This is a genomic window from Streptococcus parasanguinis, assembly GCF_001074805.1.
Taxonomy (GTDB): domain Bacteria; phylum Bacillota; class Bacilli; order Lactobacillales; family Streptococcaceae; genus Streptococcus; species Streptococcus parasanguinis_A.
On record NZ_JUPI01000023.1, the window covers coordinates 1 to 9,512 of the forward strand.

General features: G+C 42.9%; 9 protein-coding genes and 1 riboswitch. Of the genes, 7 read left to right on the forward strand and 2 right to left on the reverse strand.

Features of this window, described 5'->3' with window-relative positions:
- Positions 1–117: 117 nt before the first annotated feature.
- The gene (locus tag ADI76_RS01770; RefSeq protein WP_049514300.1) at positions 118–1,557 is read right to left on the reverse strand and encodes a TrkH family potassium uptake protein; all 1,440 of its coding nucleotides are present in this window, start codon (positions 1,555–1,557) and stop codon (positions 118–120) included.
- A 5-nt stretch (positions 1,558–1,562) separates the two neighbouring features.
- Positions 1,563–2,918, reverse strand: a complete 1,356-nt coding sequence (gene trkA, locus ADI76_RS01775; RefSeq protein WP_049514307.1) for a Trk system potassium transporter TrkA — start codon at positions 2,916–2,918, stop codon at positions 1,563–1,565.
- A 334-nt stretch (positions 2,919–3,252) separates the two neighbouring features.
- Here trkA and trmL point away from each other — a divergent pair, with 334 nt between their 5' ends.
- The 7 genes from trmL to ADI76_RS01810 all read left to right on the forward strand — a co-directional run bounded on the left by trmL (position 3,253) and on the right by ADI76_RS01810 (position 9,390).
- Positions 3,253–3,795: a tRNA (uridine(34)/cytosine(34)/5-carboxymethylaminomethyluridine(34)-2'-O)-methyltransferase TrmL gene (trmL, locus tag ADI76_RS01780; RefSeq protein WP_003008338.1), complete on the forward strand. Its 543-nt coding sequence runs from the start codon at positions 3,253–3,255 to the stop codon at positions 3,793–3,795.
- A gap of 80 nt (positions 3,796–3,875) precedes the next feature.
- A riboswitch (FMN riboswitch) is annotated at positions 3,876–4,110 on the forward strand.
- A gap of 214 nt (positions 4,111–4,324) precedes the next feature.
- A complete protein-coding gene (locus ADI76_RS01785) occupies positions 4,325–4,882 on the forward strand; it encodes an ECF transporter S component (RefSeq protein ID WP_049472288.1) in 558 nt (185 codons plus the stop codon).
- A complete protein-coding gene (locus ADI76_RS01790; RefSeq protein WP_049514308.1) occupies positions 4,872–5,522 on the forward strand; it encodes a phosphatase PAP2 family protein in 651 nt (216 codons plus the stop codon). Before ADI76_RS01785 ends, ADI76_RS01790 begins: the two co-directional genes overlap by 11 nt.
- Positions 5,523–5,575: 53 nt before the next feature.
- Positions 5,576–6,535: a TIGR01212 family radical SAM protein gene (locus ADI76_RS01795; protein ID WP_080982766.1), complete on the forward strand. Its 960-nt coding sequence runs from the start codon at positions 5,576–5,578 to the stop codon at positions 6,533–6,535.
- Positions 6,519–7,076 (forward strand): tRNA (mnm(5)s(2)U34)-methyltransferase, encoded by a 558-nt coding sequence (locus ADI76_RS01800; protein ID WP_049514312.1) that lies wholly within the window; start codon positions 6,519–6,521, stop codon positions 7,074–7,076. The genes ADI76_RS01795 and ADI76_RS01800 overlap by 17 nt, the downstream gene beginning before the upstream one ends.
- Positions 7,069–7,323, forward strand: a complete 255-nt coding sequence (locus ADI76_RS01805) for a hypothetical protein (protein ID WP_003005673.1) — start codon at positions 7,069–7,071, stop codon at positions 7,321–7,323. Before ADI76_RS01800 ends, ADI76_RS01805 begins: the two co-directional genes overlap by 8 nt.
- A gap of 12 nt (positions 7,324–7,335) precedes the next feature.
- A complete protein-coding gene (locus tag ADI76_RS01810; RefSeq protein WP_049514313.1) occupies positions 7,336–9,390 on the forward strand; it encodes a cation:proton antiporter in 2,055 nt (684 codons plus the stop codon).
- Positions 9,391–9,512 lie beyond the last annotated feature (122 nt).

Here is a 9,512-nt window from a genome sequence, read left to right on the forward strand (position 1 = left end):
GATGAAATCAGCGTAGTAGAGCCCACTCAACCACTGCGTCTTGCTCGACAATCCAAAAAAAATTAAGAGGCTAGGACTTTTGTCCCAGCCTCATTTTTTTATAACACTCTCGTTTTATCAGCGTTTAGACCATGTTTTAGGAAGGAAGAGCAGAATCATTGGATAGATTTCAAGCCGTCCGGCAATCATGGCTAAGGAAAGTAACAGTTTTGAAATCGGACTAAAGATGGAGAAGGTTTGACCCGTACCAATCATAGGTCCAATATTGTTGAAACAACTAAAGACAGCACTGACAACCGTCATGAAGCTATTATTGTCTAGACTCACTACAAAGAGTAAGCCGATCGTAATAAAACTGTATATTGTAAAGTACTTGAGGATCTGATGCTGGGTATCCTTATCGAGTACCGTATCGTTGACATGCAAGGTCAAAACGCGATTTGGAGACAAGGTCGAAAGAACCTGATTTTTTGCGATTCGCCATAAGGTCAAGCACCGAATGACTTTTAGCCCCCCAGCGGTCGAGCCAGCAGACCCACCGATGACCATCAGCATCAAGAGGATAAATTGTGAGAAAAGAGGCCATTTTTCCGTCGTTCCATAACCAAAACCGGTGGTGGTGATGATATTGGAAACTTGGAAGAAGGAAATCTCAAAGCTCTTCGCAACATTAGCATAAAGGTGAAGGCAATTGTAGGCAATCAAGACACTCGATACAAGGACGATCGTGATATAGGTCCGCAATTCCTCATCTTTAAAGAAAGCCTTGAATTTTCGAATCATGAGGAAGTAGTAGAGGTTAAAGTTAACCCCGAAGACTAAGACCCCGATACTGACCAAATAGGTGATCAAACTACTATTGTAGTGGGCGATCCCATCGTTAAAGACAGTAAAGCCCCCAGTACCAGCTGTCCCCATGGCGATGACAAAACTATCATACAGGGGCATGCCAGCACGGAAATAAAGAACCACAAAGAGGAAGAACAAACCCAAGTACAAGAAGTAGAGAATTTGAGCCGTGTTTTTTAATTTGGAAACGACCTTGCCAAACACTGGACCAGGAACCTCTGCCTTCATGACTTCAAGGTGGCTGTTCTTGTTATTGTCCATAATCGCAAGGGCAAAGACCAATACTCCCATCCCCCCTATCAAGTGGGTAAAACTACGCCAAAAGAGGAGAGAGTGGCTGAGGACACCCACATCGTCTAAAATCGTTGCCCCTGTTGTTGTAAAGCCGGAGCTGACTTCAAAGAAGGCATCGATAATGTTTGGAATTTGGCCCGAAAAGACAAAGGGAAGGGCACCAAAGAAGGACCATAGGATCCAACAAAGTGCTACAATCAGGACTCCTTCCTTAGCATAGATGTGAAAATCCTTAGGTTTGTGAAAACTACCAAGGAGGCCAAACGCAAGTAAGATGGCCATGGTTGCTCCAATAGAGACAAAGACCTTGGTAGGTTCCCGATAGATTGCAGCGACCACTAGGGGAACGATTAGGAGACCTGCCTCGATTAAGAGGAGTTTGGATAAGAGGTAACGAATCATGCTTCTATTCATCAGGCTTACCTCTCAAGTAGATCGTAGATTTTAGTGACATTTTGAATCAAGGTAGTCACGATAATCCGATCCCCTACCATCAAACGGTCATCCCCATTAGGGAAAATAGCCTTGCCGTCTCGAATAATGGCAGCGATCAAAACGCCCTTCTTCAATTTCAATTCAGAGAGGGGATATTGGGTTAGTTTGTTGTCTTCCTTAATTTGAAACTGCAAGGTTTCAATCCGGCCGTTTGCGACATGGTGCAAGGCTTCTAGGTTTGAGAACTGTGCATTGTAGCGCCCGCGAATAAAGTGCATAATGGTGTCTACAGCGATGCGTTTTGGAGTGACAATACTGGTCATATCCTGATCGCCAATGATCTCCAACAGACTGGTTCGGTTGACTTTGGTAATGTTCTTTTTGACTCCGACAGAATCCAAGAACATGGAGGTGATGATGTTTTCTTCATCGACCCCTGTCAAAGTAGCCACAGCATCAAAGTTATTGGCACTCTCTTCTAAAAGAATGTCTTTCGCGGTTCCGTCTCCATGGACGACATAGAGGTCAGGGAATTCTTGGCTAAAGAATTCAGCTCGTTCGCGATTGACCTCGATGACCTTGAGATCGATTTTGCGACGCACATCCTGGAGAATATTGAGCAGATAGTAGGCAATTTTTCCAGCACCAATCATCATCATGCTCTTAATGACTTGAGGTCGGACATTGTTGTGGAAGAGAACGATCTCGATCCTATTTCCTGTCACGAAAATCTTGTCTTGGGGCTGCAAAACAAAGTCTCCATTTGGAATCGTGAGTTCATTGCCACGCTCGATCGCACAAACAATGACATTTCCGTATTTCTTTCGGAATTGGGATAGGCTCATATTGCAGAGATTGCTATCTGGCTTGATCTTAAATTCCATCAAGGCAACACGGCCGTTTGCAAAATGCTCCACAGAAAGGGCATTTGGGAAGTCAATGATATTAGCAATATAACGAGCTGTCAGCAATTCAGGATTGACAACCAGGGAGAAGCCCAAGATATTTTTTTCCTTGAAGTAGGAATTGGAATATTCCGGATTTCGCACCCGAACGATGGTTTCTTTGGCTCCCATTTTTTTAGCTAAAACAGCAGAAACCATGTTCACTTCGTCGTACTCGGTCATGGAAATGAAGATATCGCAGTCTTCAACATCTGCTTGCTCCAAGATCTTGAAGTTTGCGCCATTTCCTAAAATCCCAATGATATCATACCGTTTGGTAATATGGTTGAGAACGGATTCGTCTTTTTCGATCAAAATAACATCGTGGTTTTCAGCAACGAGAGAACGACAAAGGGCCGTTCCGACCTTTCCTCCACCAACAACAATAATTTTCATAGATTACCTCCAGAGTATGCTTCTATCATACTCTATTTTCAAGAAAAATTCATCTATTTTAAGGACTTTCTGGAGGAATTATACCAAGCTAATAACAAGTGGGAAAAATTGTCAAAATAGAAGAATGAGGGGGAATCGAAAACTTTGATATAGTTTCTTAAAAAAATCTAAAAAAAACTATTGACAGGAGCTTCAAAAGTGATATACTTAAGAGGTACCTTCGTTGATTTACCTCAAACCTGTTGTGAGTTAAGTTAATGAAGCTGTAACCACGCTGTTTGCTGAGCTTGACTCCGGGCAGTGTGGCTATTTTTTTATCAGAAAGAGATCGAGTATGAATATTGAAGAACTAGACTACCAAGAGTCAGCGGCTCAAAACCACATCGTCTTGTTCCAACCTCAGATTCCACAAAATACGGGCAATATTGCACGGACTTGTGCGGCAACCAATTCCCCCTTACATATTATTCGTCCCATGGCTTTTCCGATCGATGATCGCAAGATGAAGCGAGCAGGACTCGATTACTGGGACAAGCTGGATGTCCGTTTCTATGATAGCTTAGAAGAGTTTATGGAAGCAGCGCGTGACGGTCAGGTGCACTTGGTGTCTAAGTTTGCAAATCAGACTTATTCGGACGTTTCTTATCAGGATGGGAAATCCCATTATTTCTTGTTTGGACGCGAGGACAAAGGATTGCCGGAAGATTTTATGCGCCAGCACGAGGAGAAGGCCATTCGCATTCCGATGAATGACGAGCATGTTCGTAGTTTAAATGTCTCCAATACCGTCTGCATGATTGTTTATGAGGCGCTCCGCCAGCAGGGCTTTAAGGGGCTGGAGTTGAGCCATCGTTATGAGCACGACAAGCTCAAATAAGAACGAAAAATTAAAAACCGAACCATGTAATCCATGAAGTTACAAAAACTTGCCTAGGCAAGTTTTTTTTGTTATCATAAAAAGGTCTTCAGGGCAGGGTGAGATTCCCGACCGGCGGTGACTTTTACTAGGAAATGTTCTCTTCCTTTTATACTTTGTTGCCAAGCTTTGTTTAACGAGAAGTTATGCCTACAGCTTGTCGCATCGTTTAAAAGAAAAATCTCCATTTCCATACTCTAAAAGAAGTCCGCGAGCGCAAGCTGATGTGGTGTGACTCCACAACCGACAGTATAGTCTGGATGGGAGAAGACGAGAGACGAATAGACTGACAGCTATTCTGATCTGTTTAGAGCTGATGCATAGGAATAAAACGTTAGGTGCTATGATTGACCGGTGTTTTTCAATGGAGACCAGCTAAAGTGACTAGAATATTTTCTGGTTTAAGCTTTGTTTAAATAGTTTAGAGTAGAATGATGGAGTAGACGTCTTTCCAGCTTCTCTAATTTTTTAAAAATTGGAGGAACCTGTTATGACAAATACACGTAAACTGACCCTAGTGGCTGTTTTATCCGCATTATCTTTTATTTTGATGTTCTATCAATTTTCTTTCTTGATAGATTTCTTCAAAATTGATTTGAGTATCATCGCCATTTTGTTGGCTTTGGTCTTGTTGGATTTTAAAAGTGCTGTTTGGGTGACCTTGATCCGATCTGTTCTTAAATTAGCTCTTAATAATAAGGGGCTTGAAACCTTGATCGGACTACCAATCAATATCATTGGAGTTCTTGTTTTTGTTCTTGCTTTTGCATGGATTTGGAACAAGGAACGGACCCATGGCCGATTTGTCCTAGCTACGATTATTGGAACGATCAGCTTGAGTATCACGATGGTATTGGTGAACTATGTCTATGCAATCCCTTTGTATGCTCGCTTTATGAACTATGATATTTCGAAAACACTAGGGCTTGTCCACTATTTAGCCGCAATGGTTGCACCGTTTAACCTGATCGAAGGAGTGATTTGGGCCATCGCATTTGGATTGATCTACACTCTTTTGCAACCGATTTTGAAAAAATATGAAAAATAAACAACAACATTGGGCGAAGGCAAGCTTCGCCCTTCTCATTTTTGTCATTCTCGGGTATGTGATTCGTTTCTACCCGCAACAATTAACTGGTTTTGATAGCGCGCTTCAATCTACTATTCGAGGCGATCTGCCTGCACCACTGACAGCCTTCTTTACCAAGGTAACCCACGTCATGGATACCAAGATCATTGTCATCTGGGTGGGTCTTCTGCTGGCGATCTTTGCCTATAAGAAATGGTACAGCGAAGCCCTCTTTCTGGGGAGCAATCTGGTATTGACTGGTCTTTTGGTTCTTCTTCTAAAGAATATCTACCAGAGACCGAGACCAAGTATTCTTCATCTAGTAGAGGAAAAAGGCTTTTCTTTTCCAAGTGGTCATTCACTGGCGTCTACCCTTGTTTTGGGAAGCTTGATCCTCGTGACCGGCCAGCATGTAAAACATAAAACAGCCCGCTATTGTCTTCAAGGCTTGCTGGTTATGGGAATTGTGACCATTGTGGTCTCCCGTATTTATGTCGGGGTCCACTATCCATCAGACGTTCTCGGCAGTATGATTTTGGGCCTTGCTGTCTTGCAATTTGAGTACCCCTTGTACGATCGCTTGCGGTTTCAATGGCGCTTTACAGGGAAGCAAAAATAACTAACAACTAGGAGTTGGACTCGTGTTTTGAGTTCGACTCTTTTTTTGCTATAATGAAGGGTATGAAATCCTACAATACCTTGAATGATTATTATCGAACCTTATTTGGAGAAAAGACCTTTAAAGTCCCTATTGATGCAGGCTTTGATTGTCCTAATCGTGACGGGACAGTCGCCCATGGTGGCTGTACTTTTTGCACGGTCTCAGGTTCAGGAGATGCCATTGTGGCCCCAGAAGCTCCGATTCGAGAACAATTTTACAAAGAGATTGATTTTATGCATCGGAAATGGCCGGATGTGAAGAAGTACCTGGTCTATTTTCAAAATTTCACCAATACCCACGATAAGGTGGACGTCATTCGAGAGCGTTATGAGCAGGCCATCAATGAACCAGGAGTAGTAGGAATCAACATCGGTACGCGTCCGGATTGTTTACCAGATGATACCTTGGCCTATCTAGCAGAGCTGACCAAGCGCATGCATGTGACGATTGAGTTGGGGCTTCAGACGACTTATGAATCGACGTCTCAATTAATCAATCGGGCCCATAGTTATGACCTCTACGTTGAAACAGTCAAGCGGATTCGCCAACAGGTGCCGAAGGCTGAGATCGTGTCCCATTTGATCAATGGCCTTCCGGGGGAAACACATGAGATGATGGTGGAAAATGTTCGCCGTTGTGTGACCGATAATGAAATTGATGGCATCAAGTTGCATCTCTTGCATTTGATGACCAATACACGTATGCAACGAGACTATCATGAAGGACGACTCCAACTCATGAGCCAGGAAGAATATGTCAAGGTCATCTGTGACCAGTTGGAGATCATCCCCAAACACATTGTCATCCACCGGATTACAGGGGACGCGCCACGGGATATGTTGATTGGCCCTATGTGGAGTCTCAACAAATGGGAAGTCCTAAACGCTATTGAAACTGAAATGCGTCGTCGTGGAAGTACCCAAGGATGTAAGCTAGAAGAAAAGGAGACTGCTGATGCTTCGACCACTTGAAATGGCCCATCAATTTTTAGCAGAAGTCATCACCAAAGAAGATGTGGTGGTAGATGCCACCATGGGAAATGGATATGATACGGCTTTTTTAGCTAAACTAGCAGGCCAGGTCTATGCCTTTGATATCCAAGAGCAGGCCCTTGTAAATACCCAAGAAAGATTGGAAAAGTTGGGGCTTCAGCATGTTCAATTGATTTTAGATGGCCACCAGCATGTGGACCAATATGTGGAGACTCTCAAAGCAGCTATTTTTAATCTAGGTTATCTGCCATCTGCGGATAAATCGGTCATTACTCTTCCGGCTACTACTATTGAAGCGATGGAAAAAATCTGTGCTCGCCTAGAAAAAGGTGGTCGAATGGCTTTGATGATCTATTATGGTCATGAGGGAGGAGACATCGAGCGTGATGCAGTGCTAGATTTTGTCAGTCAGCTCCCTCAAAAAGATTACACAGCGACCATCTACCGGACACTGAATCAAGTGAACCAACCACCGTTTTTGGTCATGATTGAAAAATTAGAAAGCTATCGTCATGGATAAAGAATATTTAAAAAATAAAATTGAAGGATTGAGACACCATTTTGTTGAATCAACCATTCACGAGCGTGCAATCGGTTTTTATGATGAAGCTCATATGACCAAAAAGATGCTCAAAATAAAAAAGAAATTGGTTGCGCTTGAGATGGAACGGTGCCAAAAGAAGATTGAGCACAAGGATGTAACCAAGACAGACCAAAAGATTGCGGAGTTAAAACAGCAATTTGAGACTTGCTGCCAAGAACGCTAGGGAGGGAGGAAGATGGAATTACTCCTTTATGCAGTGATCTTCTCGATGATCTTGATCGTCTCAAATGTCACCAATAAACTTGTGCCGAGCCTTCCTCTGCCCTTGATTCAAATCTTACTAGGGATCGTTTGGGCCCTCTTTGTCCCGGAAGAAAATTTTCATCTAGATACAGAGCTCTTTCTGGCCTTGGTCATTGGCCCTTTGTTATTTCGAGAGGCAGAAGAAGCAGACATTACTTCTGTCTTAAAGCACTGGCGCATCATTCTTTATTTGATTTTTCCAGTGATTTTTATCTCAACCATTAGTTTGGGGTGGGCAGCTCACTCCTTGTGGCTGAGCCTTCCTTTAGCAGCCTGTATGGCTGTAGGGGCAGCTCTAGGTCCAACAGACTTAGTAGCCTTTGCTTCCCTGTCTGAGCGCTTTACCTTTCCAAAGCGGGTTTCGAATATCTTAAAAGGAGAAGGGTTACTAAATGATGCCTCAGGTCTAGTTGCCTTTCGAGTGGCCTTGGCAGCCCTTGCGACCGGAAGTTTCTCCCTTGGAGAGGCAGGGATTTCCTTAGGAATCTCCATTATAGGAGGATTTGCAGTAGGGATCTTGACGGCCTTTGTGAACCGTTGGCTGCAAACATTACTCTTGAGTGTTCGAGCTAGTGATATTGCCAGTGAATTGTTATTAGAATTGAGTCTCCCGTTATTGACTTTTTTCTTAGCAGAAGAACTCCATGTGTCTGGTATCATCGCTGTGGTCGTATCAGGGATCCTAAAAGCCAGTCGCTTTAAGCACATTACCCTTTTGGAAGCCCGGGTAGATACTGTGAGTCATACTGTCTGGAATACGGTCAACTTTATCTTAAATGGGTCGGTCTTTGTCATCTTAGGAATGGAATTGGAAATGATCGCCAAGCCCATCTTAAGTAGCCCCATTTACAATAATCTTCTTTTAGTTCTTTCTGTCTTTCTGTTGACAGCCTTGCTCTTTTTGATTCGTTTTGTCATGGTTTACCTTTTTTATTGGTTCCGAACGGTTCGACTAAAAAAATCGTTGAGAAATTATCTGAAAGATGCCTTATTGCTGACCTTTTCGGGTGTGAAGGGAACGGTTTCGATTGCAACGATCCTTTTGATTCCAACCAAAATCGAAAAAGAATACCCTGTCCTACTTTTTTTAGTGGCAGGAGTTACCCTTGTCAGCTTTATTGCTGGGTTAGTGGTACTTCCAAAATTATCAGAAGATAAGGAAGAAACTAATAACTACCTGATGCAGATCGCGATTTTAAATGATGTCGTCATGGAATTAGAAGCAGACCTAAAGAATAGCAAGCACAAGGGTCCCTTGTATGCGGCGATTGATAACTACCATGGTCGGATTGAAAATTTGATTCTAAGCCAAGAAAACAAGCTCATTCAAAAGGACTGGGAACAGCTGAAGCTCTTGATTTTGAGTATTGAAAGTGACGGCTTGGAACAAGCCTACGAAGAAGGAAAGATGCGCGAGCGGGGCTACCGTGTCTACCAACGCTATCTTCATAATATGGAGCAGCGGGTCAATCGCAACCTTTCGTCTCGTCTAACATACTACCTCTTGGTTTCTTTCCGCATCTTGCATTTGCTGGTCCATGAAATCCTAACATTAGGGTCTGGCTTTCGAACTTGGTGGAACCGAGAGGATAGAAAGTTAGAAGCCATTGATTATGACCAGATTGCGGCCCTTTATTTGGCCAATACGGAAATCATCATTGAAAGTTTGGAAGACCTCAAAGGGGTTTATCGGAGCAGTTTGATCTCTTACCTGCAAGAATCTCGTCTGAGAGAGACGGCCATTATTACTAGTGGAGCCTTTGTGGAGCGGGTTATTAACCGGGTGAAACCAAATAATATCGATGAAATGTTGAGAGGCTATTATTTGGAGCGTAAGATTATTTTTGAATACGAAGCGCAACACCTGATTACCGCCAAGCAAGCGCGTCGCATGCGTCAAAATGTCAATGAATTAGAAAGCTACTCCCTAAGAGAAAGTGCCAATACTCTTCCATACGATATGATCGAGTATGCACAAAATCGATAAGCGTAAAAGTGCTAAGATGAAAATCTTAGCACTTTCAGATTGAAGAAAAAGTCATATAAAAAACTTTCCTTAGGTGAGTACGGACGTTAGGTGAAATTATCCAGTGGATGATTTCAGCAATC

Coding starts and splice junctions, on each gene's coding strand:
- ADI76_RS01770 (WP_049514300.1), bottom strand. CDS start 1,557: ATGAATAGAAGCATGATTCGTTACCTCTTATCCAAACTCCTCTTAATC.
- trkA (WP_049514307.1), bottom strand. CDS start 2,918: ATGAAAATTATTGTTGTTGGTGGAGGAAAGGTCGGAACGGCCCTTTGT.
- trmL (WP_003008338.1), top strand. CDS start 3,253: ATGAATATTGAAGAACTAGACTACCAAGAGTCAGCGGCTCAAAACCAC.
- ADI76_RS01785 (WP_049472288.1), top strand. CDS start 4,325: ATGACAAATACACGTAAACTGACCCTAGTGGCTGTTTTATCCGCATTA.
- ADI76_RS01790 (WP_049514308.1), top strand. CDS start 4,872: ATGAAAAATAAACAACAACATTGGGCGAAGGCAAGCTTCGCCCTTCTC.
- ADI76_RS01795 (WP_080982766.1), top strand. CDS start 5,576: ATGAAGGGTATGAAATCCTACAATACCTTGAATGATTATTATCGAACC.
- ADI76_RS01800 (WP_049514312.1), top strand. CDS start 6,519: ATGCTTCGACCACTTGAAATGGCCCATCAATTTTTAGCAGAAGTCATC.
- ADI76_RS01805 (WP_003005673.1), top strand. CDS start 7,069: ATGGATAAAGAATATTTAAAAAATAAAATTGAAGGATTGAGACACCAT.
- ADI76_RS01810 (WP_049514313.1), top strand. CDS start 7,336: ATGGAATTACTCCTTTATGCAGTGATCTTCTCGATGATCTTGATCGTC.